The organism is Roseomonas mucosa ATCC BAA-692 (genome assembly GCF_000622225.1).
In the GTDB taxonomy this organism is placed as follows: domain Bacteria; phylum Pseudomonadota; class Alphaproteobacteria; order Acetobacterales; family Acetobacteraceae; genus Roseomonas; species Roseomonas mucosa.
On sequence record NZ_JHWD01000009.1, the window covers coordinates 187,959 to 213,956 of the forward strand.

Genomic DNA, 25,998 nt, shown 5'->3' on the forward strand with positions numbered 1-25,998 from the left:
CTGCCTCAATGCGCGCTGGCGGCGCCGACCCGCAGCCGCGGATCGAGGACGCCATAGAGCAGGTCCACGACAAGGTTCGCCGCCACCATGGTGGCGGCCACCAGCAGCAGGATGCACTGCACCACCGCCAGGTCCCGGTTCGCCACCGCCACCACCAGCAGGCGGCCGACGCCGGGCCAGGAGAAGACGCTTTCCACCACCACCGCGCCGGCCAGCAGGCTGCCCACCATGAAGCCCACGATGGTCACGGTGGGGATGGCGGCGTTGGGCAGCGCGTGGCGGCGCACGGCGGCGTGCCAGGGCACCCCCTTGGCGAGGGCGGTGCGCATGTAGGGCTGGCCCAGGACCTCCAGCATGGCGGAGCGGGTGAAGCGCGCCAGCACGGCGGCCCCGCCCATGCCCAGAGTGATCACCGGCAGGATGGCGTGCCGCCAGCTGTCCTGCCCGCCCGAGGGCAGCCAGCCGAGCTGCACCGCAAAGACCAGCACCAGCACCAGGCCCAGCACGAAGGAGGGCACGGTGAAGCCGGCGACGGCCAGGAACATCACGCCCCGGTCGATCCAGGAATTGCGGTGCAGGGCGGCATAGACGCCGGCCGGGATGCCGAGGCAGAGCTTGATCAGCAGGGCGGGGATGGTGAGGGCGAGCGTGGCCGGGACACGTTCCGCCACCAGTTCGATGGCGGAGCGGCCGTCGCGCATGGACTGCCCGAGATCGCCGTGCAGGATGGCGCCGAAATAGCGCAGGTACTGCACCCAGAGTGGGTCATCGAGGCCCCAGGCGCGGCGGAAGGCGGCGATGGCCTCGGGCGGCGCATCGGCGCTCATGATCAGCAGCGCCGGGTCGCCGGACAGGCGCAGCACGATGAAGGCGAAGCTGACCACCAGCAGCAGGGTCAGCAGCGCGCGGAACAGGCGGATGCCGAGGAAACGGAGCATTCAGGCGGCTTCCAGCACGGGTGCGTCCGACAGGCCGGTGCCGGCGGTCATGTCGCCCTGTGCCACGTGGCAGGCGACGAGGCGGCCATCGCCGCGCAGCTTCAGCGCCGGCGATTCCCGGCGGCAGAGCGGGCCCGCCACGGGGCAGCGGGGATGGAAGGCGCAGCCGGTGGGCCGCGCCGCGGGATTGGGCGGATCGCCGCGGAGCACGATGCGGTGGCCGCTCCGCCCGGGCTGCGGGATGGCGGAGACCAGGGCGCGCGCATAGGGATGGGCGGGGTCGTGCAGCACCGCGTCGGGTTCGCCTTCCTCCACGATGCGGCCGAGATACATCACCGCCACCCGGCGGCTGACCTGGCGCACCGCGCGCAGGTCGTGGCTGACGAAGAGCATGGCGATCCCGGCGCGCTCCTGCACCTCGCAGAGCAGGTTCATCACCTGCGCCTGGATCGAGACGTCCAGCGCGCTGATCGGCTCGTCGCAGACCAGCAGGGCAGGGTCGGTGGCCAGGGCGCGGGCCAGCACGGCACGCTGCCGCTGCCCGCCGGACAGTTCGTGCGGGTAGCGCGCGCCCTGGTCGGGGCGCAGCCCTACGGCGCGCAGCAGCGCCTCGGTCCTCGCGGCGCGCTCCGAGGCGCCGCCGAGACCGTGGATCTCCAGCGGCTCGGCGATCTGCGCGGCGACGGTCAGCCGGCGGTCGAGCGCGCCCAGCGGGTCCTGGAACACCATCTGCATCCGGGCCCGCTGGCGGCGCCAGGCAGGGCTGCCCGGCGGCGGCATGGGCGTGCCCTCGAAGCGGACCTCGCCCTCGTCCGGGCTTTCCAGCCCCAGCACGAGGCGGCCGGTGGTGGACTTGCCGCAGCCGGATTCGCCCACCAGCCCGAGCGTCTCGCCCGGACGCAGTTCCAGCGACACGCCGTCCACGGCGCGGACCTCGGCGGCCCGGCCCAGGAAGCCGCGCCGCATGGCATAGCGGCGCACGAGGCCCTGGGCCTGCAGGAGAAGGCTCATGCCGACTGCATCTCCGACGGGCGCCGGATCGGCAGCGGCGGGATGCCGCGCGGCGGCACCGGGCGGAAGCAGGCGGCGCGGTGGCCGGGCTCCACCAGGGTCAGGCGCGGCAGGGCGGCGTCGCAGGCGGCCACGTGGCGGGGGCAGCGCGGGCCGAAGGGGCAGCCCGGAGGCATGGCCCAGGGCTCCGGCACGGCGCCGGGAATGGCGTTGAGCGGGCGGCGCGGCCCGTCGATCGGCGGCAGGGCGGCCAGCAGCCCGTCCGCATAGGGATGCAGCGGGGCCTTGAGCAGGCGCTCCGTGGCGGCCTCCTCGATCACCCGCCCGGCATAGAGGACGCAGACGCGCTCGCAGGTTTCCCCCACCACGCCGAGGTCGTGGCTGATCAGCACCAGCGCCATGCCGGTGTCGCGGCGGATCTCCGCCAGCAGTTCCAGGATCTGCGCCTGGATGGTGACGTCCAGCGCGGTGGTCGGCTCGTCCGCCACCAGCAGCTCCGGCTGGCCGGCGAGCGCCATGGCGATCATTACGCGCTGGTTCTGCCCGCCCGACAGCTCGTGCGGATAGGCATCCAGCCGCCGCCGGGCGTCGGGCATGCCGACCCGGTCGAGCAGCCTCTCGGCCTCGGCCCGGGCGGCCTTGCCGGCCATGCCGCGATGCAGGGCCAGCACCTCGGTGATCTGCCGGCCGATGCGGTGGACGGGGTTCAGGCTGCTCGCCGGATCCTGGAAGATCATGGCGATGCGGCCGCCGCGCACCCGGTCCAGCACCGCCGGCGCGGCGCCCAGGATCTCCTGGCCATCGAGCCGCACGCTGCCGGTGACGCGCGCCTTGGGCGGCAGCAGCCCCAGGGCGGCCAGCCAGGTGACCGACTTGCCACAGCCGGATTCGCCCACCAGGGCCAGGGATTCGCCACGCCCGATGGTGAGGTCCACGCCGCGCAGGGCGGGCGTGCCGTCGAAGCTGACGGCGAGGTTGCGGATCTCGACCAGGGGTTGCCCCACGTCAGGCCGTCCAGTTGTTGGCGCGGAACTCCATGGCGAAGGCCGGGGCGGCCTTCCACCGGATGTCCTTGCGCTTGGCGGTGAAGGTCGCGTTCTGGTGCAGCACCGTATAGGCCGGGTCCTCGCGCTCGGCGATCTCCAGCAGCCGGCGGAAGACCTGCTTGCGGCGGGGGCGGTCGGTGCTGGTCTCCAGCTCCACGCAGAGCCGGTTCAGCTCCTCGTTGCTGTACTCGCCCACCTGCTGCTGCTGCCCGTTCGGCCCGTGCTGCGCGACCAGCGAGGAGACGGGGTCGTTGAAGGGCGCGGAGTTGGACCAGTCGCGCACCGCACGGCCCGGGCTGCGCTCCAGGATCTGGGTCCAGTTCTCCTTCATCTCGATCTGGACGTTCAGGCCCACCTGGCTCCACATCTCCACCAGCACCTGCGCGGTCGGCGTCTGGTTGGTGTAGTAGTTGTTCAGCAGGCGGTAGGGGATCGGCTCGCCCTTGTAGCCCGCCTCCTTCAGCAGGCGCTTCGCCTCGGCCGGGTCGTATTTCGGCACCGACCAGTCGGCGATGAACATGTCGCCGTAATAGTCCCACTGCAGCCCGCGCGGCACCACGGTGCGGCCGCTCCAGAGGCTGTCCACGATCGCCTGGCGGTCGATCGCATGGGTGAAGGCGCGGCGGACGCGGGCGTCCCGCAGGGCGGGGAAGTTCTTGTCGAAGACGGTCAGGCGGTGGTTCAGGATGGTGCCGCCCTGCACCTCATAGGCCGCGTCGCTCTCGATGCCGGGGATCTGGTCGGGCGGGATGTCGCAGGCGAACTGCACCTCGCCGGAGCGCAGCGCGTTGATGCGGGCGGAGACCTCCGGCACCTCCAGGAAGCGGATCCGCTTCAGCGGCGGGCGGCCGCCCCAGTAGGCATCGTGTGCCACCAGGGTCAGCGACTGGTCCGGCTTGAACTCGGCCACCATGTAGGGGCCGGTGGTGACGGGCTTGCGCGCCCAGTCGAACCAGCTCGGCGCCTCGACATAGGCGCGGCGGGAGATGATCTCGCTGCCGTAGCGGGCGAGACGGCCTTCCAGCGTCACGTCGGGCGAGGCGTTGTGGAAGCGGACGGTGTACCGGTCCACCACCTCGACACGCTCCAGCGCCGGCCAGGAGCGGCGCGCGACGGCGGGCACCTCGGCCGGCAGCTCGCGGCCCGCGCGGGTCGGGATGCCTTCGCCCTTCACCGCGATGGTGCGGCCCTGGGCCGTGGCCGGCGTGTCGCCGAACATGCGCTCGCGGCCGAAGGAGAAGGCCACGTCCTCGGCCGTCATCTCGTCGCCGTTGTGGAAGCGCACGCCGGGGCGCAGCTTCAGCTCCACAGCGCTGTCGCTCAGCCGCTTCCATTCCGTGGCCAGCAGCGGCACGGCGCGCAGCTCGCCCAGCCAGTCGCGGCCGATCAGCCCTTCCCAGATCGAGGAGAAGAAGATCCGCTCGCCGACATTGGACTGCTCGCGCAGCACCTCCAGCGTGTTGGAGTTGCTGATCTTCTGGACGGCGATGTCGATGCTGCGGCGCTGGTCCCCCTGTGCGATGGCGAAGCGCGGCAGGCCGGCCGCGCCGAGGCCGGCGGCCCCGAGCAGCGTGGAGCGGCGGGACAGGATCATCGGCTTCTCTCCTCCAGGCCCTGGGGCGTGGATCGGTAATGCGTCAGGGTGCGTTCGGCATGGCGCATGCGGTGCGACAGGGCGCGCTGCGCGTAATCCGCGACGATGGCCGCATGGGCCGGATCGTCGGCCAGGTTCACGAACTGGTTCGGGTCCTCCTCCAGGTTGAAGAGGAGGGGCGGGAGTGCCGCGAAATGCACGTATTTCCATTGCTCGTCCTGCACCACGCAGAGCGAGCAGTCATCCATGCCGAGGCCCAGCGGCGCCTCGGGATGCGAGTAGTACACGTCGCGGAAATCGTATTCGTAGAAGAGGTGCTCGCGCCAGTCGGCGGGGCGCCGGCCGTGCAGCAGCGGCAGCAGGGAGCGCCCGTCGCAGGCGCGCGGCACCTCGCCGCCCAGCCAGTCAATGATGCTGGGCAGCACATCCACACTCTCGGTGAAGGCGCTCTCGACGCGGCCGGCCTGTTCCGGCGCATCCGGGTCCACCACCACCAGGGGGATGCGGAAGCTCTCGTCGTGGAAGCCGATCTTGCCGAGCAGGTAGTGGTCGCCGAGCTGCTCGCCATGGTCGGAGGTGAAGATGATCAGCGTGTTCTTCCACTGGTCCGTGGCGTCGAGATGGGCAAAGACCTCGCCCAGCGCCGCATCGACCTCGGAGATCAGCCCGGCATAGGTGGCGCGCATCTGGCGGATCTCCGACTCGGCCATCTCGTTCGCCGCGCCGCCGGCGCCATGGAAGAAGGAGCCCCGCTGCACGCCGTGCAGGTAGAAGTCGAGCAGCGGGTGCTGCGCCGCTTCCTCGCGCCAGTGCGGCATCCGCACCGGGGCGGGCATCTGCTCCGGCCGGTACATGCGGTTGAAGGGCTCGGGCGCGATGAAGGGCGGATGCGGGCGCCAGTAGCCGAGATGCAGGAACCAGGGATTCTCGCCGCGGCCCTTCAGGTAGGTGAGCGCGCGCTCGGTGAAATAGGCGGTGTCGGAAAGCTCGGTCGGGATGCGGCTGGGCCGGTCGGTGGCGCCGGGCACGTCGTCCATGCCTTCCGGCAGCCAGATGTCCTCGCGGTTCGGCGGCAGGGGATAGCCCTTCTGCGCCAGCCAGCCGAAATACCCGTCCATCGAGGGCTCGAAGGCGCCGACGCTGCGGAAGCCTTCCATCAGGTCGCCCAGCAGGGAGAAGCGCGGATCGTTGCGGCTGGTGCCGCGCGGGTCCGGCGTGGTGGTGGTGTAGCCGATCAGCGCCGGATCGTAGCCCACGCCGCGCAGCGCCTTGCCCAGGTTCATGTGGCGCGCGTCGAGCGGCACGGTGTTCTGCACCGCGCGGTGGTTCATCAGGTACAGGCCGGTCAGCAGGCTGGCGCGGGCCGGGCCGCAGGGGACGGCGGTGGTCACATGGTTGCGGAAGGTGACGCCCTCCCGGCACAGCCGGTCCAGGTTCGGCGTGCGCAGGAAATCGGCACCGAGCACGGGCATGAAATCCGCCCGCCACTGATCCACCACGATGAGGAGGACGTTACGCTGAGACGCCATGAGTCGATCCGAACGTGTTCGGTGGGCGGCTTAGTCGTTCTGCACGTCGCGGGCGTGATGCTTGGGTGACGATCGGATGACAATCCGATGGCCGGGTGAAACCTTCCGGCGGAGGCCGGGAAGGGTCAGCGCTGCCTGAGCAGGCCGGCGCGGACCTCCGGCAGCAGGCTCTGCGGCCCGATGAAGGTGGCGAGCACGACGCGCGTGAAGGCCGGGTCGGTGATCCGGCCGATGAAGCGGCCATCGGTGAAGACGTCCATCCCGTCCCGGGTGAAGAGCAGGGAACCGCTCTCCCCCTTGTGCACCGCCGGAACAGCGTCGAGGAAGCGGGCCACGTCCTGCGGCTGCAGCCGGCAGGGGGCGCGGCAACTGGCGGCCAGCCCTTCCTCCCAGGACTTGCGGGCATCGGCGGCATCGATGTTCCGGGAGAAGACGAACTGGACGAGCTTCGCCTGGTCCGAGTCCAGGATCTGCGCGGCATCGGAGGAAGGCCGTTCCAGATACAGCGCGGCCACGTAGATATGCACATGCAGGATGGAATAGGTGCGGAGCGCGGTCCCGTTCAGCACCAGCCGGTGGCCGGCGACGGTCCGGGTGTCGGGAAAGGTCACCCCGTCCAGCGTCGCCGCCTCCGCCCGCATCAGGCCCGCACAGAGAAACAGGGCAGGGAGGATCGCCAGCATTCGTCCAGGCATTGTCACGCTCCAGTCACAGGGCGTGACATTGCACATCCGGGGCGGCCTCGCGCCAGCCCGCCATCGGGGGGGAGGGCCATCACGATTTCCGGCAGGCCACCCGGCCTGCCGGAAAGGGTTCATTCCGCCGGCGCCACGGCACCGGCCGCCCGCCGCGCCTGCCGCCGGGCCATGGCGCTGGCGACCACGTAGAAGACGGGGGTGAAGAGCAGGCCGAAGCCGGTCACGCCCAGCATCCCGGCGAAGACCGCGGTGCCCAGGCTCTGCCGGATCTCCGCGCCCGCGCCCGTCGCCACGGCCAGCGGCAGCACGCCCAGGATGAAGGCCAGCGAGGTCATCAGGATCGGCCGCAGCCGGGTGTGCGCCGCGGCCTCGGCGGCCTGCCAGCGGCTCATGCCGTCGCGCTCGGCGGCGCGGGCGAATTCCACGATCAGGATGGCATTCTTGGCCGCCAGCCCGACCAGCACCACCAGCCCGACCTGCACCAGCACGTTGTTGTCCAGCCCGCGCCAGACCACGCCGAGCAGCGCCGCCAGCACCGACATCGGCGCGATCAGCACCACCGCCAGCGGCAGCAGCCAGCTCTCGTAGAGGGCGGCCAGCAGCAGGAAGACGAAGACCACGGCCAGCCCGAAGGCGAGCGGCGCGGTGTTGCCCTGGGTCGTCTCCTGCAAGGCGAGTTCCGTCCATTCGTAGGAGAAGCCGGCGGGCAGCGCCTCCTCCAGCGCCGACTGCATGGCGGCGATGGCCTGGCCGGTGGAAGCGCCGGGCGCGGGCGTGCCCTGGATCTCCGCCGCCGGATAGAGGTTGTAGCGCGGCACGCGATAGGCGGCGCTGTCGTCCTGGAAGCTCGCCAGCGCGCCGATCGGCACCATCTGCCCGTCGGCGTTGCGGGTGCGCAGCAGCGCCACGTCGCGCGGCGTGCGGCGCTGCGCCTCCTCGGCCTGGGCGGTGACGCGGTAGGTGCGGCCGAGGATGTTGAAGTCGTTCACGAAGGCCGAGCCGAGATAGACCGAGAGCGTCTCCGACACCTTGTCCAGCGGCACGCCCAGCATCTCCGCCTTGGTGCGGTCCACCTCGGCCCGCAGGGTGGGGGTGGCGGTGTTGAAGAGCGAGAAGGCGAAGCCGACCTCCGGCTTCTGCCGCGCCGCCGCCAGCACCGCCTGGGTGGCCTGTTCCAGCGCCCGCGGCCCGCGCCCGGCCCGGTCCTGCACATAGAGCTTGAAGCCGCCGCCAGTGCCGATGCCAGGCACGGAGGGCGGCGGGATCACCAGCGCCAGGGCCTCCCGGTCCTGTGCCAGCTTCGCCTGCAACTGGCCGATGAGGGCGCCGTAGCTGACGCCCTCCTTCGCCCGTTCCTCGAAGGATTTCAGGCCGACGAAGATCACGCCCGTGTTCGGCGCGTTGGTGAAGGTGGCGCCGTCGAAGCCGGTGAAGGCGATGGCATGTTCCACCCCCGGCACGGACAGCACCGCCTCCGAGGCGCGGCGGATCACCGCGTCGGTGCGCGACAGGGCGGCGCCGGGCGGAAGCTGGAAGGCGGCGATCAGGTAGCCGCGGTCGAGCGGCGGGATCAGACCGGTGGGTGTCATCCGCACCATCTGCCCCGTGGCCAGCAGCAGCCCGGCATAGAGCAGCAGCAGGATCACCGGCAGCCGCACCAGCCGCCGCGTCAGCCCGCCATAGCCCAGGGAGAGCGCGTCGAAGACCCTGTTGAAGCCCTGGAAGAACCAGCGGAAGGGCGCCCCGATCCAGGCGAGGCGCCCACGCGGCGCCTCATGCGCGTGCGGGCGCAGCAGCAGCGCCGCCAGGGCCGGGGAAAGGGTGAGCGAGACCAGCGCCGAGAGCAGCGTCGCCACCGCGATGGTCACCGCGAACTGGCCGTAGAAGGCACCGGCGATGCCCGAGATGAAGGCGGTCGGCACGAAGACGGCGCAGAGCACCAGGGCGATGGCGACCAGCGCCATGCCCACCTCGTCCATGGTGCGGCGGGCGGCGTCGCGCGGCGTGGCGCCCTGCGCCAGGTGCCGCTCCACGTTCTCCACCACCACGATGGCGTCATCCACCACGATGCCGATGGCCAGGATCAGCCCGAACATCGACAGCGTGTTCAGCGATAGGCCCAGCGCCGCCATGGCGGCGAAGGTGCCGATGATGGAGACGGGGATCGCCAGAAGCGGGATCAGCGCCGCCCGCCAGGATTGCAGGAACAGCACCACCACCACGACAACCAGCAGCACCGCCTCGCCGAAGGTGTGCACCACCGCCTCCATCGACTGCTCGATGAAGCGCGTGGTGTCGTAGACCACGCCATAGGTGATGCCGGGCGGAAAGGAATGCGACAGCTCCTCCATGGTATGGCGCACCGCCTCGGCGGTTGCCAGCGCGTTGGAGCCGGGGCGCTGGTAGATCGGGATCGCCGTCGCCACCGCATTATCCAGATAGGCGGAAACGGAATAGTCCTGGCTGCCGAGCTCCACCCGCGCGATGTCGCGCACCCGCACCGGGGCGCCGCGCGCATTGGTGGCGACCACGATCTCACCGAACTGCTCCGGCGTGGCGAGGCGCCCCAGCGCCTGGATGTTCAGCTCGAAGCCCACGCCCGTCTCGCCCGTCGGCGGCTTGTTCAGCCCGCCCGCCGCGACCTGGAGGTTGGCGCGGCGCAGCGCCTCCACGACCTCCCCGGCGGTGAGCCCGCGCGCCGCCACCTTCGCCGGGTCGAGCCAGACGCGCATGGAATAGTCGCGCGCGCCGAAGACCTGCACGTCGCCGATCCCGTCCAGCCGCGCCAGCCGGTCGCGCACGTTCAGCGTGGCGTAGTTGGAGACGTACTGCTGGTCCCGCGACCCGTCCGGCGAATACATGTGCACGACCATCATCAGGTCGGGCGAGGCCTTGCGCACCACCAGCCCCAGCCGCCGCACCTCCTCCGGCAGGCGCGGCTCGGCGATGGCGACGCGGTTCTGCACCAGCACCTGCGCCGCATCCACGTCGGTGCCCTGGCGGAAGACCACGTTGATGGACAGCTTGCCGTCGCCCGTGGATTGCGAGTTCAGGTAGAGCATCCCCTCCACGCCGTTCACCTCCTGCTCGATCGGCGTGGCCACGGTCTCGGCTACCGTGGCGGCGGAGGCGCCGGGATAGTTCGCCGTGATCGTCACGGTGGGAGGCGCGATGTCGGGATACTCGCTGATCGGCAGGCGCAGCAGGGCGATGCCGCCGACCAGGGTGATGGCGATGGAGATCACCGCGGCGAAGACCGGCCGGTCGATGAAGAAGCGGGCGAAGCGCATGGCGCGGTTCCTGCGGCGTGGGTGGCGCTACCGCGCCTGCGTGAGTTGTGCGCTGGCGGGGCCGATGCGTCCGGCCTCGGCGGTGACGCGGCTGCCGGGGCGGGCGAGGTGCAGCCCCGCCACCACCACCCGGTCCTGCGGCGCCAGCCCGCTGCGGATCACCCGCAACCCATCCACCAGCGGGCCGAGCGAAACCGGCTTCGGCACCACCATGCCGTCCTGCGCCACGGTCAGAACCATGCGCTCGGCCTGGTCCGCCGCCACCGCGGCATCGGGCAGCAGCAGGGAGTCGGAGGCCCCGGTCCGCAGCCGCAGCCGGGCGAAGACGCCGGGCGTCAGGAACAGGTCCGGGTTCGCCAGCACCGCCCGGGCGCGCACCGTGCCGCTGCGCGGGTCCAGCGCCACGTCGGTGAAGTCCATACGCCCCTGGCGATCCCAGCCTTCCTCGTCGGCGAGGCGGATCTCCACCGGGTTGCCCTGGCCCGCGCGGGCGGGCTGGTCGCTGGGCCGGGCGCCGCTGCGCGCCAGCCGGGCGAGGCGCAGGTAGTCGGCTTCCGGCGCGTCGAAGACGGCGTAGATCGGGTCGATCTGCAGGATCGTGGTCAGCAGCGTTTCGCCGGCCTGCACCAGGTTGCCCGCATCCACCCGGCGGTCGGAGATGCGGCCGCCGATCGGGGCGCGGATCTCGCTCCATTCCAGGTCGAGCTGCGCCTTGCGGAGCGCGGCCTGGGCGGCGTCGCGCTGCGCCACGGCCTCGGCCAGGGCGGCGCGGCGGGCATCGAGCTGTGCCATCGGGGCGATGCGGTTGCTGATCAGCGGCAGTGTGCGGTCCACCTCCTGCTGCGCCAGCACGGCCTGGGCCTGGGCGCGCGCCAGCTCGGCCCGGGCGCTGTCCACCGCGATCTCGAAGGGCCGCCGGTCGAGGGTGAAGAGCAGGTCGCCCTGCCGCACCACCTGTCCGTCGCGGAAATGCACCGCCTCCACCTGGCCCGAGATGCGGGCGCGGAGCTGGACGCGGGCGGAGGGTTCCAGCCGGGCGAGATGCTCGTCCCATTCGGTGATCTGCCGCCGCAGCGGCTGGGCCACGGTGACGGCGGGCGGGGCGGCGCCCGGCTGCTGTGCCAGTGCGGCTTGCGGGAGGAAGGGGGCCGCCATTGCGAAGGTGAGGAGAAGGGCGGCCAGGGAGCCCTTGGGGGACTTGCGTTCGGGAGGGTGCATGACCTATCTCCTGGCCGGGTGATACCGACCGGTTCATCCTTATTGATACGGACCGGTCAGTCTCATTACAAGGGGTCGGGCCCTCCGGAACCGCCGGACGGCACCGGCCCGGACTTGTTGTCGGAGCCCGGCGGCGGAGGCTCGGTTGTTCTCTCTCCACGCCGGCCCGGCCCGTTCGGGCGCAGAAGGAGGCAGGGAGAGACCCGTGAGCGAAGCCAGGACCGGCCAGGCCCCGGACAGGGAGCCCGGAAGGCAAGCCGCCGGGAAGGCGGGGCCATCGGACAAGCCCCCCGTGGCGCAGCGTGTCCGCGATGCGGCGCGCGAGCTGTTCTACCGCCAGGGCATCCATGCCACCGGCGTGGACGAGATCTGCCGGGCCGCCGGCACCACGAAGATGGGTCTCTACCGCGCCTATCCCTCCAAGGACGCGCTGATCGAGACGATCCTGCAGGAACGCTGCGATGCGCAGGAGAAGCTCGCCTGCATCACCGGGGATCGGAGCCTCTCCCCCCGCGAGCGGCTGCTCGCCTGCGTCAACATGGCGGCGGCGACGGTGCTGACTCCGGGCTTCCGCGGCTGCCCGCTGGGCCTCGCCATCGCGGAGTTCCCCGACCCGCACCACCCGGCGCGGCAGGTCGCGGACCACCACAAGCAGGCCATGCGCGAAACGCTGCGCTGCCTCTGCGCCGAGGCCGGAGCCCCTGCCACGCTGGGCGATTCCCTGCAACTGCTGATCGAGGGCGCCTTCGCCGTTGCCCCGGCCCTGGGCAACGAGGCAGCCTCCCGCGCGCTCGAAAGCTCCGCCCATACGCTGATCGAGGCCAGCCTGCCGGGCTGAGGGGGCGTTGCGCCTTGGGGAAGGTTCCACCTTCCCCAAACCCCATCCACCAGGACACTGCGTGCCCTGGACCCGGTGAGTTGGTACTCGCTGATGCCGGATCGCGCCGGAGAGCCAGGCTCTCCGGCGGACTGCCGGTGCCGTCAGCGTGGAAACGGTGTCTTTCTTTCTCTCGGGAGCCCCGCCTCTCCACCTGTTCCCAGGGATCAACCCTCAGTCTGACGGCCAACACACAGTGCCAACGCAAGCCCGGGGTCCGGGGACCGGCTTCGGTCCCCGGCGGGAAGGGGGTCCGGCGGGAGAGGCAGCGCCTCTCCCCCGGGGCCGGCCAGAGGTGCAACCCCCGGCGGCGTGGCCACGAAAAAGGGGGAAGGGCCGAAGCCCTTTCCCCCCTTGGTCGCGGGTCCTATCCCCTGGGGCCTGGGCTCAGAGCCCGGCCTGGGAGACGAACTTGGTGTTCAGGTAGGATTCCAGCGCCTCGATGCCGCCTTCGGAGCCGTAGCCGCTGTCCTTGATGCCGCCGAAGGGCACTTCCGGCAGGGCGAGGCCCAGGTGGTTGATGGTCATCATGCCGGCCTCGACCTTGTCGCCCAGCGCCTGCGCCGTCTTGGCGGAGCGGGTGAAGGCGTAGGAGGCAAGGCCGAAGGGCAGGCGGTTGCCTTCCTCGACCGCCTCGTCGAAGTCGCGGAAGGGCACCATCAGCGCCAGCGGGCCGAAGGGCTCCTCGTTCATCGCCCGCATCTCGCGCGTCACGCCGGTCAGCACCGTGGGCTCGAAGAAATAGCCCTTGTTGCCGATGCGGTTGCCGCCGGTGCGGACCTCGGCGCCCTTCTGCCTGGCGTCGTTGATCAGCCCCTCGATGGACGGGATGCGGCGCTCATTGGCCAGCGGGCCCATGGTCACGCCTTCCTCCAGCCCGTTGCCCACCTTCGCCGCGGCGAGATGGCCGGAGAACTGCTCCACGAACTGGTCGAAGATCTTCTCCTGCACCAGGAAGCGCGTCGGCGAGACGCAGACCTGGCCCGCGTTGCGCAGCTTGGAGGTGGCGAGCGTCTTGGCCGCAAGGCCCACATCCGCGTCGTCGAAGACGAAGGCCGGGGCATGGCCGCCGAGCTCCATCGTCGCGCGCTTCATGTGCTGGCCGGCCAGGGCGGCGAGCTGCTTGCCCACCGGGGTGGAGCCGGTGAAGGTGATCTTGCGGATCACCGGGTGCGGGATGAGGTATTCCGAGATTTCCGCCGGCACGCCATAGACGAGGCCGATCACCCCATCCGGAATGCCCGCATCGGCGAAGGCGCGGATCAGCTCGGCCGGGGAGGCCGGGGTCTCCTCCGGCGCCTTGACGATGATCGAGCAGCCGGTGGCCAGCGCCGAGCAGAGCTTGCGCACGATCTGGTTGATCGGGAAGTTCCAGGGCGTGAAGGCGGCGACGGGGCCGACCGGCTCCTTGATCACCAGCTGGTACACGCCCTCGGCCCGGGCGGGGACGACGCGGCCATAGGTGCGGCGGCCTTCCTCGGCCAGCCAGTCGGCGGTGTCGGCGGCGCCCATCACCTCCATCTTCGCCTCGGCCAGCGGCTTGCCCTGCTCCAGCGTCATGATGCGGGCGATCTTGTCGGCCCGCTCGCGCAGCAGGTTCGCCGCCTTGCGGATCAGCTTGTAGCGCTCGAAGGCCGAGGTGGCGCGCCAGGTCCGGAAGCCCTTCGCCGCGGCCTCCAGCGCCTCGTCCAGGTCGGCACAGGACGCATAGGCCACGGTGCCGATCGTCTCCTCGGTGGCCGGGTTGATCACCAGCTCCGTGCGGCCGCCGGTCGCGGCGCGCCAGGTTCCGTTGATGAAGAGTTGGACGTCCGGATACATGTAGTCCTCCGTCGAAGTGGTCAGGGCCCAAATAGGACCGCATCGCCCCGGATTAACCCCCCACGCGGGCGGCGGGGCGCGATCCCCGGGGAAAAGGTCATACCTTCCCGGCACGGGAGAGCCTGTGGACCTCCCACCATCCGGGCCGCGCCGCAAGGGGGGACGGATCAGGCCGCCTGCTTCCGGGCCGCCGCCTTCCCCTCCGGCGGCACGTGGCGGTAGCGCTCCAGGCTGAGGTCGCTGCTGTCGATCTCCGGCGTGTGGCCGGACACGAGATCGGCCAGCAGCCGCCCGGAGCCGCAGGCCATGGTCCAGCCCAGCGTGCCATGGCCGGTGTTGGTGAAGAGGTTGCCGAAGGGCGTGGCACCCACGATCGGCGTGCCGTCCGGCGTCATCGGCCGCAGTCCGGTCCAGAAGCTGGCCCTGCTCAGGTCGCCGCCTTTGGGGAACAGGTCGTGCACCGAATGCTCCAGCGTGGCGCGGCGCGGCTGGCGCAGCGTCAGGCTGAACCCGGCCAGCTCCGCCGTGCCGCCGACGCGGATGCGTTCGCCCAGCCGGGTGATGGCGACCTTGTAGGTCTCGTCCATCACGGTGGAGACGGGCGCGCCGTCCGGATCGGTGATCGGCACGGTGATGGAATAGCCCTTCACCGGATAGACCGGCAGGTTCATCCCCAGCGGCCGCAGCAGCGCGGCGGAATAGCTGCCCAGCGCCACGACATAGCGGTCGGCGGTCAGCGTCCCGGCGGTGGTGACGGCGCCGGTGACGCGGCCGCCCTCGGTGGCCAGCCGCTGGATGGTGGTGCCATAGCGGTAGGTCACGCCCATGCCCTCGCAGATCTTCGCGAGCCGCTGGGTGAACTGGTGGACGTCGCCGGTTTCGTCCTGCGGCAGATAGAGGCCGCCCACCATCTTCTCGCGCACCAGGCCGAGGGCGGGCTCCTTGCTCACGCAGCCGGCGGCGTCCAGCACCTCGTAGGGAATGCCGTACTGGTCGAGCACGCCCGTGTCGTCCCCGACATGGTCGAGCTGCTTCTGCGTCCGGAAGACCTGCAAGGTGCCGCGCTGCCGGTCGTCATAGGTGATGCCCATCTCGGCGCGCAGCGCGGTCAGGGATTCGCGGGCATATTCCGCGATGCGCACCATGCGGCTCTTGTTGAGGCGGTAGGCTTCCTCGTTGCAGTTGGCCAGCATCTGCGCCAGCCACCAGCCGAGCCGCGCGTCCGGGCGCGGCCAGATCACGAAGGGGCGGTAGCGCATCATCAGCCATTTCAGCGCCTTGACCGGGATGCCCGGCCCGGCCCAGGGCGAGGAATAGCCGTAGGAAAGCTGCCCGGCATTGGCAAAGGAGGTCTCCATCCCCGCCGCCGGCTGGCGGTCGACGACGGTGACCTCGTGGCCGGCCTTGGCGAGGTAATAGGCCGAGGCGGTGCCGACCACGCCGCTGCCGAGGATGAGAACCTTCATGACCGACCTGAACTCCTGACCGGCCCGAGGGGGCCTTGTTGATGCCGCCCATGCGGAGCGGGGCCGTTTCCTGCGGGGAATGGCCCGGGCGCGCCCGGGCGGAAACCCTCAGCCGCCGGCATAGCGGCGGTGGTAGCGCTGACCGAGGCCGGTCAGGATCTCGTAGGGGATGGTCCCGGCGGCCTCGGCCACCGCATCCAGATCGTGGTCCGGCCCGATCAGTTCCACCGTGTCGCCGGGATGCAGCGCATCCTCCGGCAGGGCGCTGGCATCGAGCACGATGCTGTCCATGGAGACGCGCCCCAGCATGGGCAGCGCCACGCCCCGCCACATGGCCCGGCCACGGTTGCTGGCGCTGCGCAGGAAGCCGTCGGCATAGCCCACCGCGATGGTGGCCAGCCGGCTCGGCGCCCGGGTGGTGAAGCTGTGGCCATAGCCCACGGCCGTGCCCGCCGGGACGCCGCGGGTCTGCACCACGCGCGCATCCAGCCGCAGCACCGGGCGCAGCGGGTTCTCCCCGCGTGGCAGCGGCACCACGCCGTGCAGCGCCACGCCGGGGCGCACGAGGCCGCCATGCCAGGGGCTGCCGAGGAAGATGCCGGAGGAGGCGGCGAGGCTGGTCGGCAGCGCCGGCAGGCGCTGGCGCAGGCGGTTGAAGCATTCGAGCTGCGCCGCATTGGCCGGATGCCCCGGCTCGTCGGCGCAGGCGAGGTGGCTCATCACCCGGACGGGCTCCACCGCCGCCAGGTCGCGCCCATCCTGCACCAGCCGGTCCAGGTCGCCGGCGGAAAGGCCGAAGCGGGCCATGCCGGTGTCGATCTGCAGCCAGGCCGACAGGCGCCGCCCCTCCGCCCGCGACAGGGTGGCCCAGCCCGCCACCTGCTCCAGGCTGTTCAGCACCGGGATCAGCCCATGCGCCAGCGCCTCCCGCTCGGTGCCATCGAACAGGCCGTGCATCACATGGACGCGCGCCTCCTCCGAGCCGGGGAGGACGCGCAGGTCCTGGCGGAGGGCGATGCCCTCCTCCAGATGCGCCACGAAGAAGTCGCGGCAGCCCTCGGCCAGCAGGGCCGGGCCGACCAGCGCCGCCCCCAGCCCATAGGCATCGGCCTTCAGCACCGCGCCGCAGGCGGCGGGCGCCACGTGGTCGCGCAGCCAGCGCCAGTTGGCGCGGATCGCCCCCAGGTCGATGGTCAGGATGGCGCCGGCCGCTGGCCAGAGCCTTTCCCGGGCAGGGCTGTGCATGCCGCCTGTCTCCGAATCAGCGGAGGGAATGAAAGCAAGATTCTGGCCAGGAGAGGCCGGCATGTTCATGCGAAGAGTCGAAGATCCTGCGATCCGGTGCTAGGGATTCCGCAGAATCTGCACCGGCCTGAAATTTCCTGCCTCCATGCTCCTGGACAGCCTCGACGAGCGCATCATCCGCCTGCTCCGCGCGCAGGGGCGCATCAGCAATGCCGACCTGGCGGAGGCGGTGGGGCTTTCCCCCTCCGCCTGCCTGCGGCGGGTGCGGCAACTCGAATCGAACGGGGTGATCCGGGGCTATACCGCCATCCTCGACGACCGCCGCACCGGACGCGGCACGGTGGTGATCGTGCAGATCACGCTGGAACGGCAGACCGACGACTGTCTCGGCCGCTTCGAGCAGGCGGCGCGCAGGCATGCCGAGATCCGGGAGTGCTACCTGATGACGGGCGCCTCGGACTACCTGCTGCGCATCGTGGTGGAGGATGCGGCGGATTACGAGCGGCTGCACAAGGAGGTGCTGTCCCGTCTGCCCGGCGTGGCGCGCATCCAGTCGAACTTCACCATCCGCACGGTGATCCGCCCGGTCGACATGTGAGGGGGCGGATGCCACGCCCGGGAAAAGCGGGACAGACCCCCGGAACAGGAAGGCGTCTCCCCTGGATTCCCGGCCCGTCCCGTGGGAGGAAACAGGCATGGAAGATCCGGTTCTGGTGGAAGTCACGCGCGGTCCCGAGGTGGAATCGCGCCATGCGGGGGCCTTCGCGGTGGTGGATGCGGAGGGCGGGCTCGTCCTCTCCGCCGGCGATGTGGAGCGGCCCGTTTTCCCGCGCTCGGCGGTGAAGGTGATCCAGGCCCTGCCGCTGATCGAGAGCGGCGCGGCCGATCGCTTCGGCCTGACGGAAGCGGAGCTGGCGCTCGCCTGCGCCTCCCATTCCGGCGAGCCTCTGCATGCCGAGACCGCCGCCGCCATGCTGCGCAAGGCCGGGCAGGAGGCGGGCTGCCTGGAATGCGGCACGCACTGGCCCAGCAATGCCCAGGCGGCGCGGGACCTGGCGCGCTCCGGCGCCGAGGCGACGGCCCTGCACAACAACTGCTCCGGCAAGCATGCCGGCTTCGTCTGCACCGCCTGCGCCCTGGGGGTGGATGTGGCGGGCTATGTCCGCCCCGGACACCAGGTGCAGCAGGAGGTGAAGGCGGCGCTGGAGGACGTGACCGGTACCGCGCTGGACGCGGCGCGGCGTGGCACGGATGGCTGCTCCATCCCGACCTATGCCATCCCGCTCCGCGCCCTGGCCCATGGCTTCGCCCGGATCGGCACCGGCCACGGCTTCGGCCCGGCCCGCGCCGCGGCGGCGAAGCGGCTGCGCGCTGCGGTGGCGGCGAACCCCTTCCTGGTCGCGGGCACCAAGCGGGCCGATACGGTGATCATGCAGGCACTGGGCGAGCGCGCCTTCACCAAGGTCGGGGCCGAGGGCGTCTTCTGCGCCGCACTGCCGGAACAGGGCCTGGGCATCGCCATCAAGTGCGAAGACGGCGCCGGCCGCGCGGCGGAGGTGGTGCTGGCCTCCCTTCTGCTGCGCCTCCTCGACCCCGGGGAAGCCGGTCGCGGCGTCCTTGCCCCGCTCGCCAACCCGGTGCTGCGCAACTGGAACGGCATCGAGGTCGGCAGTCTGCGCCCGGCGGCGGCCCTGGCCTGATCCGGTCAAACGGCTTCCGCTGCACACCTGGCGTTGCTCTGTCTCCGGGGGAAAGGCGCTGCCTTTCCCCCGGACCCCCTATCCGCCAGGACCCTGCGGGCCCTGGACCCGATGAGTTGGTTCTCGCTGCGGCCGGATCGCGCCGGAGAGCATGGCTCTCCGGCGGACTGCCGGTGCCACGGGCGCGGACACGGTGTCCTTCTTTTCGGGAGCCCCGCGTCTCCACCTGCTCCCGGGGATCAGCCCGTCGCCAACCGGTCGCGCAGATGCGCCAGGAGCTGCGCCACCGCTTCCTCCGGCGTACCGTCGTTGACGATGCGGAGTTCGGCCGGCGGTCCGTCCAGCGCCTGGGCGCGGCGCAGGCGCAGGGCGACATCGCCATCCTCCGCCCGGGACCGGCGGGCGAGGCGCTGCTCCAGCACCTCGGCGGGCGCGGTGATCTCCACCACGGTCACGGCGGGCAGCCGTTCCCGCGCCTGCGGCACCACGGCGCGCGAAACGTTGCAGAGCACCAGCTTCCCCGTTTGCGCGGCCATGGCCGTCTCCGCCGGGATGCCGTAGCAGAGGCCGTGCGCCCGCCAGGACAGGGCGAAGGCGCCCGCCGCCTCGGCACGGCGGAAGCCCGCCTCGTCCAGGCTGTCATGCGCCTCCCATTCCGAGGCGGGGCGCGTCACCACCCGCCGGGGGAAGAGCAGGCGCGGCTCCCCTTCCAGCGCGGCGCGGGCGCCCGCGATCACCGTGTCCTTGCCGGCGCCGCTCGGCCCGACCACCAGCACGAAGCCTCCCTGCATCTCAGGCGACCCGCCTTCCCTGGCGCCAGACCTGCCGCACCACCGGCACGCCGCCCGCCAGGGTGACATGCACCAGGTCGGCGCGCTGGCCGGGCGCGATCACGCCCCGGTCGTCCAGGCCGGTGGCCCGGGCCGGGTTGGCGGTGACCGTGGCGATGGCCTGCGGCAGGGTGATGCCCGGAACGCGCTCCGGCAGGTCGAAGGCCGCCAGCAACAGGCTGCCCGGCACGTAGTCGGAGGACAGGATGTCCAGCAGCCCGTGCCGCGCCAGCTCCGCCGCCGCGACATTGCCGGAATGGGAGCCGCCGCGGATCAGGTTCGGCGCGCCCATCATCACCCGGATGCCGCGCGCATGGCTTTCCGCCGCCGCCTCGTGGGTGGTCGGGAACTCGGCGATGCCGACCCGTTCCTCCACCGATTGCGCCACATCCGCCAGGGTGGTGTCGTCATGGCTGGCGAGGGCGATGCCGTGCCGCCGTGCCAGCGCGACCAGGGGCGGCCGGTTCCGCGCCGCGCGCTCCGCACCGGTCTCCATGCGGAGGGCGGTCAGCGCCTTCAGCTCCTCGGTGGACTTGCCGGAACGGCGGGCATAGACGAAGTACTTCTCCAGGTCGCGGAACTGCCGCTGCCCGGGCGTGTGGTCCATCAGCGACAGCAGGTCCACCGGATAGCGTTCGCAGAAACGCTCCACCATCTCCACCACGTCCGGCGCCGGGATCTCGCAGCGCAGATGCGTGCGGTGCTCGGCGCGCAGCAGGTCGTCCTGCCGGGCCGCATCGATCGCCTCGGCGAGCTCGAAGAGCTCCCCGCCCAGCCCGCCGCCATCGATGTCGGAACCGGCGCGCAGGCTGTCGAAGACGGTGGTGATGCCCGAGGCCGCGATCTGCGCGTCATAGGCCAGCACGGCGCCCAGCGGATGCCAGCGCACCTTGGGGCGGGGGATGTAGTGCGTCTCCAGATGGTCTGTGTGCAGCTCCACCAGGCCCGGGATCAGCAGCGCGCCACGCAGGTCCACGCGCCGGCCCTCGCCGGCGGCGGGCAGCACGGCGCGCGGCACGTCGCCCTCGCCGATCGCGTCGATCCGGCCATCTTCCAGCCGCACCCAGCCGCGCTGCACGCGGTCGGGCAGCACGATCTCGGCATTCTCGATCAGGTCCACGGGTTCCAGCATCGTCGTTCCTGTCAGGCCGCGTCGGCTTGGGGTTGGGAGGCGGAGAAGCGCGTGACGTCCACCACGCGGCTCGCCACCGCGTCGCGCACGTCCTCGTCATGGAAGATGCCGATCATCGCCACCCCGGCGGCGGCTTTGCGTCGGATCATCTCCACCACCACGGCGCGGTTGCGCGCGTCCAGCGAGGCGGTGGGCTCGTCCAGCAGCAGCACCGGGCGCTCGGCGATCAGGCCACGCGCGATGTTCACGCGCTGCTGCTCGCCGCCGGAGAAGGTGGCGGGCGGCAGGTCCCAGAGCCGTTCCGGCAGGTTCAGCGCCGCCAGCATCTCCGCCGCGCGGGCGCTGGCGGTTTCCGCGTCGAGCCCGCCCTCGCGCCCGGCGGCGGCCACGATCTCGCGCGCGCCCACGCGGGGAATGACGCGCAGGAACTGCGAGACATAGCCCATGGTGGTCCGCCGCAGCGCCAGCACCCGGCGCGGCCCGGCGCTGGCGACATCCACCATCTTCCCCCCGTCGCGGATCAGGATGCGGCCCGTGTCGCAGCGGTAATTGCCGTAGATCATCCGCAGCAGCGAGGACTTTCCCGCGCCCGAGGGGCCGCCGAGCACCACGCATTCCCCCGGATCGACCGAGAAGGACACGCCATCGACGACGCCGAGCCGGGTGCCGCCGCGCAGATGCAGGGTGAAGGTCTTGCCGACGCCGTCCAGCGTGACGAGAGGCCCGTTCATGGAGGGGTTCATGCCGCGAGCACCGAGGAGACGAGGAGTTGCGTATAGGGCTCGGACGGATCGTCCAGCACCTGGTCGGTGAGCCCGCTCTCGATCACCCGCCCATGGCGCATCACCATGATCCGGTGCGACAGCAGCCGCGCCACGGCGAGGTCATGGGTGACGATGATCACCGCCAGCCCCAGCTCCGCCACCAGTCCGCGCACGAGGTCCAGCAGGCGCGCCTGCACCGAGACGTCGAGGCCGGAGGTCGGCTCGTCCATCAGCACGAGGCGCGGATGGGTGACGAGGTTGCGCGCGATCTGCAGCCGCTGCCGCATGCCGCCCGAGAAGGCGCGCGGCGTGTCGTCCATGCGGTCGGCGCCGATCTCGACGCGGCCCAGCCAGTCCTGCGCCGTGGCGCGGATGCGACCATAGTGCCGCGCCCCCACCGCCATCAGCCGCTCCCCGACATTGCCGCCGGCGGAAACGGACATGCGCAGCCCCTGCGCCGCATCCTGGCGGATGAAGCCCCATTCGGTGCGCAGCAGCAGGCGCCGCTCGGCCTCGCCCAGCGCCAGGATGTCGCGCGCCTCGCCATCCTTGCCGCGATAGAGCACGCGACCGCTGTCGGGCATCAGCTCGGTGGCGAGGCAGGAAAGCAGGGTGGACTTGCCGGAGCCGGATTCGCCGACCACCGCCAGCACCTCCCCGGGCTCCAGGTCGAAGCTGACATCGGCACAGCCGATGCGCGCGCCGTAGCGCTTGCTCAGGCTCTCAACGGAGAGAAGGGGCAGCCCGCTCATCGCGCATTCTCCTTCCGTGCGAAGGAGGGGGCCTCGCCCAGCATCGGGCCGCGATGCCCCGCCTCGCGCCGCTCCTCGCAGAAATCCGTGTCGGAGCAGACGAACATCCGGCCGCCCCGGTCGTCCAGCACCACCTCGTCCTGGTAGGTGCCCGTGGCGCCGCAGAGCGCGCAGGGCTGGCTGAACTTCTGGATGGTGAAGGGATGGTCCTCGAAATCCAGGCTCCGCACCTCGGTATGGGGCGGCACGGCATAGATCCGCCGCTCGCGCCCTGCGCCGAAGAGCTGCAACGCGGCGCAGTGGTCCATCTTCGGGTTGTCGAATTTCGGCGTCGGCGAGGGGTCCATCACGTAGCGCCCCGCCACCTCCACCGGATAGGCATAGGTCTTGGCGATATGGCCGTGCCGCGCGATGTCCTCGTAGAGCTTCACGTGCATCAGCCCGTATTCCGCCAGCGCGTGCATGCGCCGCGTTTCCGTCTCGCGCGGCTCCAGGAAGCGCAGCGGCTCCGGGATCGGCACCTGGTAGACGAGGATCTGCCCCTCGGTCAGCGGATGCTCGGGGATGCGGTGCCGCGTCTGGATCACCGTGGCCTCCGCCGTGCGGGTGGTGGTCTCGACGCCCGCCGTGCGCTCGAAGAACTTGCGGATGGACACGGCGTTGGTGGTGTCGTCCGAGCCCTGGTCGATCACCTTCAGCCGGTCCTCGGGCCCCAACACCGCCGCCGTCACCTGCACGCCGCCCGTGCCCCAGCCATAGGGCATCGGCATCTCGCGCGAGGCGAAGGGCACTTGGTAGCCGGGGATGGCGATGGCCTTCAGGATGGCGCGGCGGATCATCCGCTTCGTGCCCTCGTCCAGATAGGCGAAGTTGTAGCCGGCCACGCCCGCGCCGGCCTGCTGCCCGGGGGTCATTCCAGCGCTCATTCCGCCGCCTCCTTCCGCGTCTCTCGCGCTGCTTCTTCCTGGGCGGCATGTTCCGCCCGCATCCGCCTCACCAGCTCCAGCTCCGCCTGGAAATCCACGTAGTGCGGCAGCTTCAGGTGCTCGACGAAGCCCGTCGCCTGCAGGTTGTCGCAATGGGAGAGGACGAATTCCTGGTCCTGCGCCGGGGCATTCACCTCCTCGCCCAGCTCCTCCGCCCGCAACGCCCGGTCCACCAGCGCCATGGCCATCGCCTTGCGCTCGCCCTGGCCGAAGGACAGGCCATAGCCGCGCGTGAACTGTGGCGGCGCCTGGGAGGAGCCCTTGAACTGCGTCACCATCTCGCATTCGGTGACCTCGACCTCGCCCAGCGGCACGGCGAAGCCCAGCTCCTCCGGCACGAACTCCACCTCCACCGTGCCGAAGCGGATCTCGCCGACGAAGGGGTGGTTGCGGCCATAGCCGCGCTGGGTGGAATAGCCGAGCGCCAGCACGAAGCCCTCGTCACCCCGCGCCAGGGCCTGGAGGCGGATGTCGCGCTCCGCCGGATAGGCCACCGGCGCCCGGGTCAGGTCGCCCACCTCGGCGCCGTTCTCCACCTCCGCCCCGGGCTCGCTCGGCTCGATCAGCCCCTCGCCGCCCAGCAGCGCCGTGACATGCGGCACCGGCTCGGCCGGATCGGCGGGCGCCTCGGCCGGGGCCGGCGGCTCCAGCCCCGCCGCCAGGGCGAAGTCGATCAGCCGGTGCGTGTAGTCGAAGGTCGGCCCCAGCACCTGCCCGCCCGGCAGGTCCTTGTAGGTGGCGGAAACCCGCCGCCGCACCGCCATCGCCGCGGTGTCGATCGCCTCCGAGGCACCGAAGCGGGGCAGGGTGGTCCGCGCCGCCCGCACCAGGAAGACCGCCTCAATCAGGTCGCCCCGCGCCTGCTTCAGCGCCAGCGCGGCGAGGTCGGGGTCATAGAGCGAGCCCTCCGTCATCACCCGGTCCACCGCGAGCCGCATCTGCTCGCGGATCTGATCGACCCCGATCTCCGGCACGGCGCGGTCGCCGCGCCGCGCATCGGCCAGCAGCCGGTGCGCGTTCTCGATGGCGGCCTCGCCGCCCTTCACGGCCACATACATGCGTCAGGCCTCCGTCACGCGGGTGGAACGGGGCAGGCCCATCACCGCGCCCGGCAGGGCCAGCAGGTGATCGAGCCCGAGCGGGAACCGCTTCCGGTTCCGCTTCAGCCGCGCCACGAAGCCTTCCGGCAGGGGCGGCGTCACGCTGCGGCAGCCCTCGATCCCCGGACCCTCCAGCAGCAGCAGCTTCCCGCCCTCCTGCCGCGGCAGGGCCAGCACCAGCGTGGTGGAGGCATCCGGATAGTCCGGCGTGCCCTGGGCGAAGCCCTCATGCGGCGGGCAGCGTGCCGGATCGGCGACCAGGGCGAAGGCGGCCTCCGCCGGGTCCTTCACGATCGGCGCCCCGGTGTGGAAGCGCAGGAACTCCGCCACCGCCGGCGCCCCGGCCAACGGCGCGTCCAGCCAGAGCGGCGCATCCGCATCCGCCAGCGCCAGGGCGATCGCCGCCAGTTCCGGCGTCAGCGGCGCCGGAACTTCCGGCAGGTCGGCGAGGGGTTGCAGGCTGCCGGGGCGTGCCAGCGCCTCCATCACGCCGCGGAAGACCCGCTGCGCGTCGAGGACGGGATCGGCGAAGCCGGGCAGCAATCCGGTGACGACGTTCATCAATCCTCTCCGCGCACCATGGTGAAGAAATCCACGCGCGTCGCGGCCGCCTGTCGCGCCCGCCGCGCCCGCTCGGCCTCCCGTCGCGCGGCGACGGGCCGCAGCGCTGCCTCCACTGCCTGACGATGCGCCCGTGCCTGCCAGAGCGCGTCCAGCACCGCCGCCTGCCGCGCCCGCACCGCATCCCGCCCCAGCAGATAGGAGAAGCCGGTCTCGCCGCCCTCGATCCGCACCGCGGCGCGTGTCACCGTCGCCTCGCCCAGGTTGAAGCGGCGCCCGTCGCCGCCGGCACGGCCCCGCACCATCACCAGCCCGGTTTCCGGCCGCCGCAGCTCCTGCACCGGCCCGGCATAGCCCACCGCCGCCAGCGCCGTGTCCAGCTCCGCCCCGGTCGCCGCGGCGCAGAGCGCCATCACCGCCTGGCGCGCCGCCGTGACGGGGGTGGCTGGCGCCCCGGCCCCCTCTCGTGTTTCGCTCTCTGCCGCCATTGCCCGGAAGCCCCTCTGCGAATATGTCTAGTAGTATAGACATCTCAACAAGACGAGCCAGTGACAATTCGATGATTCATCGCCGATGAACGAGCCCTTCCGCCGGGGCGACGGCATTGCCGCCTGGAAGCGCATCGCCGACGGTCTGGAGGCCGAGATCGCCGCCGGCTGCTTCCCGCGCGGCGCGCGCCTGCCCACCGAGGCCCAGCTAGCCACCCAGTACGGCGTGAACCGCCACACCGTCCGCCGCGCCCTTTCCGCGCTGGCCGAACGCGGCCTGGTCCGCGCCACCCAGGGCAGCGGCACCTTTGTGGAGGCCCCGCCGCTCCGCTATCCGATCGGGCCGCGCACCCGCTTCTCCGAGATCGCCACCGCCGCCGGGCGTGAGGCCTGGGGCCGGCTGCTTTCCGCCCGGGAGGTCATGGCCGACGCCGCCCTGGCCGAGGCGCTCGAACTGCCGCCGGGCAGTCCCATCCTGGAGCTCGTCACGCTGCACGAGGCCGACGGCGTGCCTATCTCCACCGGCCTCACCCGCCTGCCCCTGCCGCGCTTCGCCGGCTTCGCCGAGCGCTATGCCGGGACCGGCTCCATCACCCGCGCCTACGCCTCCTACGGCGTCACCGACTATCTCCGCCGTTCCACCCGCATCACCGCGCGCCCCGCCACGCCGGAAGAAGCCGAATCCCTCAGCCTCGCCCCCGGCCGCGTCGTCCTCGTCCTCGACAGCGTCAACACCGATGCCCAGGGCCGCCCCATCCAGGCCACCCACTCCCGCTTCGCCGCCGACCGCGTCGAACTGTCGGCGTGAAGGGAGGATCGGGCCGTTGGACCGGGAGGCTCTGCCTCCCGGACCCTCCGCTCAGGGGCACAGTGTGCCCCCGAGACCCCGCCATGAGCGCTCCGCGAGGAGGGGGTTGTTCCGCCGGTATGCCATCCGGCGACCGGTGTCCTG

At 71.6% G+C, this 25,998-nt stretch carries 23 protein-coding genes; 4 read left to right on the forward strand and 19 right to left on the reverse strand.

From position 1 onward, the window contains the following. Positions 1-5 precede the first annotated feature (5 nt). From BT98_RS0111740 to BT98_RS24180, 8 genes are all read right to left on the reverse strand, one after another. Positions 6-938: an ABC transporter permease gene (locus BT98_RS0111740; protein WP_019459222.1), complete on the reverse strand. Its 933-nt coding sequence runs from the start codon at positions 936-938 to the stop codon at positions 6-8. Then, positions 939-1,949 (reverse strand): ABC transporter ATP-binding protein, encoded by a 1,011-nt coding sequence (locus BT98_RS0111745; RefSeq protein ID WP_019459221.1) that lies wholly within the window; start codon positions 1,947-1,949, stop codon positions 939-941. It lies immediately after the preceding gene. Then, positions 1,946-2,953 carry an ABC transporter ATP-binding protein gene (locus BT98_RS0111750; RefSeq protein WP_019459220.1) on the reverse strand — a complete coding sequence of 336 codons (1,008 nt, stop codon included), beginning with the start codon at positions 2,951-2,953 and terminating at the stop codon, positions 1,946-1,948. The genes BT98_RS0111745 and BT98_RS0111750 overlap by 4 nt, the downstream gene beginning before the upstream one ends. A gap of 1 nt (position 2,954) precedes the next feature. Continuing rightward, complete coding sequence (locus BT98_RS0111755) at positions 2,955-4,589, reverse strand: ABC transporter substrate-binding protein (RefSeq protein ID WP_019459219.1); 1,635 nt, start codon at positions 4,587-4,589, stop codon at positions 2,955-2,957. Beyond that, complete coding sequence (gene pehA / locus BT98_RS0111760) at positions 4,586-6,118, reverse strand: phosphoric/sulfuric ester hydrolase PehA (protein ID WP_026032881.1); 1,533 nt, start codon at positions 6,116-6,118, stop codon at positions 4,586-4,588. The genes BT98_RS0111755 and pehA overlap by 4 nt, the downstream gene beginning before the upstream one ends. Before the next feature lie 125 nt (positions 6,119-6,243). After that, the gene (locus BT98_RS26135; protein ID WP_157223086.1) at positions 6,244-6,813 is read right to left on the reverse strand and encodes a chalcone isomerase family protein; all 570 of its coding nucleotides are present in this window, start codon (positions 6,811-6,813) and stop codon (positions 6,244-6,246) included. Between the two features lie 119 nt (positions 6,814-6,932). After that, entirely contained in the window at positions 6,933-10,106 is a 3,174-nt protein-coding gene (locus tag BT98_RS0111770; protein WP_027297222.1) for an efflux RND transporter permease subunit, read from the reverse strand. Positions 10,107-10,133: 27 nt separating this feature from the next. After that, the gene (locus BT98_RS24180; protein ID WP_037250545.1) at positions 10,134-11,324 is read right to left on the reverse strand and encodes an efflux RND transporter periplasmic adaptor subunit; all 1,191 of its coding nucleotides are present in this window, start codon (positions 11,322-11,324) and stop codon (positions 10,134-10,136) included. A gap of 292 nt (positions 11,325-11,616) precedes the next feature. Here BT98_RS24180 and BT98_RS24185 point away from each other — a divergent pair, with 292 nt between their 5' ends. Further along, positions 11,617-12,162 (forward strand): TetR/AcrR family transcriptional regulator, encoded by a 546-nt coding sequence (locus BT98_RS24185; RefSeq protein ID WP_019463240.1) that lies wholly within the window; start codon positions 11,617-11,619, stop codon positions 12,160-12,162. 426 nt (positions 12,163-12,588) lie between these two features. On the opposite strand, the gene BT98_RS0111785 is transcribed toward BT98_RS24185, so the two are convergent. The 3 genes from BT98_RS0111785 to alr all read right to left on the reverse strand — a co-directional run bounded on the left by BT98_RS0111785 (position 12,589) and on the right by alr (position 16,733). Continuing rightward, positions 12,589-14,022, reverse strand: coding sequence for an NAD-dependent succinate-semialdehyde dehydrogenase (locus BT98_RS0111785; protein ID WP_019463239.1), 1,434 nt, complete (start codon positions 14,020-14,022; stop codon positions 12,589-12,591). Between the two features lie 167 nt (positions 14,023-14,189). Then, positions 14,190-15,488 carry a D-amino acid dehydrogenase gene (locus tag BT98_RS0111790; RefSeq protein WP_019463238.1) on the reverse strand — a complete coding sequence of 433 codons (1,299 nt, stop codon included), beginning with the start codon at positions 15,486-15,488 and terminating at the stop codon, positions 14,190-14,192. A gap of 108 nt (positions 15,489-15,596) precedes the next feature. Then, the gene (gene alr / locus BT98_RS0111795) at positions 15,597-16,733 is read right to left on the reverse strand and encodes an alanine racemase (protein ID WP_027297223.1); all 1,137 of its coding nucleotides are present in this window, start codon (positions 16,731-16,733) and stop codon (positions 15,597-15,599) included. 145 nt (positions 16,734-16,878) lie between these two features. Between alr and BT98_RS0111800 the strand changes: the two genes are divergently transcribed. Both BT98_RS0111800 and BT98_RS0111805 read left to right on the forward strand, forming a co-directional pair. Then, complete coding sequence (locus tag BT98_RS0111800) at positions 16,879-17,331, forward strand: Lrp/AsnC family transcriptional regulator (protein ID WP_019463236.1); 453 nt, start codon at positions 16,879-16,881, stop codon at positions 17,329-17,331. Positions 17,332-17,428: 97 nt separating this feature from the next. Next, positions 17,429-18,433 (forward strand): asparaginase, encoded by a 1,005-nt coding sequence (locus BT98_RS0111805; RefSeq protein ID WP_019463235.1) that lies wholly within the window; start codon positions 17,429-17,431, stop codon positions 18,431-18,433. 239 nt (positions 18,434-18,672) lie between these two features. On the opposite strand, the gene phnN is transcribed toward BT98_RS0111805, so the two are convergent. The 8 genes from phnN to phnG are packed head-to-tail and all read right to left on the reverse strand — an operon-like array spanning position 18,673 to position 25,046. Beyond that, positions 18,673-19,224, reverse strand: a complete 552-nt coding sequence (gene phnN / locus BT98_RS0111810; RefSeq protein ID WP_019463234.1) for a phosphonate metabolism protein/1,5-bisphosphokinase (PRPP-forming) PhnN — start codon at positions 19,222-19,224, stop codon at positions 18,673-18,675. A 1-nt stretch (position 19,225) separates the two neighbouring features. After that, entirely contained in the window at positions 19,226-20,395 is a 1,170-nt protein-coding gene (locus BT98_RS0111815) for an alpha-D-ribose 1-methylphosphonate 5-triphosphate diphosphatase (protein ID WP_019463233.1), read from the reverse strand. Positions 20,396-20,406: 11 nt separating this feature from the next. Next, entirely contained in the window at positions 20,407-21,126 is a 720-nt protein-coding gene (gene phnL / locus BT98_RS0111820) for a phosphonate C-P lyase system protein PhnL (protein ID WP_019463232.1), read from the reverse strand. 8 nt (positions 21,127-21,134) lie between these two features. Beyond that, positions 21,135-21,911 (reverse strand): phosphonate C-P lyase system protein PhnK, encoded by a 777-nt coding sequence (gene phnK, locus BT98_RS0111825; RefSeq protein WP_019463231.1) that lies wholly within the window; start codon positions 21,909-21,911, stop codon positions 21,135-21,137. After that, positions 21,908-22,837 carry an alpha-D-ribose 1-methylphosphonate 5-phosphate C-P-lyase PhnJ gene (locus BT98_RS0111830; RefSeq protein WP_026033588.1) on the reverse strand — a complete coding sequence of 310 codons (930 nt, stop codon included), beginning with the start codon at positions 22,835-22,837 and terminating at the stop codon, positions 21,908-21,910. The genes phnK and BT98_RS0111830 overlap by 4 nt, the downstream gene beginning before the upstream one ends. After that, positions 22,834-23,955: a carbon-phosphorus lyase complex subunit PhnI gene (locus BT98_RS0111835; protein ID WP_019463229.1), complete on the reverse strand. Its 1,122-nt coding sequence runs from the start codon at positions 23,953-23,955 to the stop codon at positions 22,834-22,836. Before BT98_RS0111835 ends, BT98_RS0111830 begins: the two co-directional genes overlap by 4 nt. A 3-nt stretch (positions 23,956-23,958) precedes the next feature. Then, positions 23,959-24,558, reverse strand: a complete 600-nt coding sequence (phnH, locus tag BT98_RS0111840) for a phosphonate C-P lyase system protein PhnH (protein ID WP_019463228.1) — start codon at positions 24,556-24,558, stop codon at positions 23,959-23,961. Beyond that, positions 24,558-25,046: a phosphonate C-P lyase system protein PhnG gene (gene phnG, locus BT98_RS0111845; protein WP_076970021.1), complete on the reverse strand. Its 489-nt coding sequence runs from the start codon at positions 25,044-25,046 to the stop codon at positions 24,558-24,560. Before phnG ends, phnH begins: the two co-directional genes overlap by 1 nt. Before the next feature lie 85 nt (positions 25,047-25,131). Here phnG and phnF point away from each other — a divergent pair, with 85 nt between their 5' ends. Continuing rightward, the gene (gene phnF / locus BT98_RS0111850; RefSeq protein WP_019463226.1) at positions 25,132-25,854 is read left to right on the forward strand and encodes a phosphonate metabolism transcriptional regulator PhnF; all 723 of its coding nucleotides are present in this window, start codon (positions 25,132-25,134) and stop codon (positions 25,852-25,854) included. Positions 25,855-25,998 lie beyond the last annotated feature (144 nt).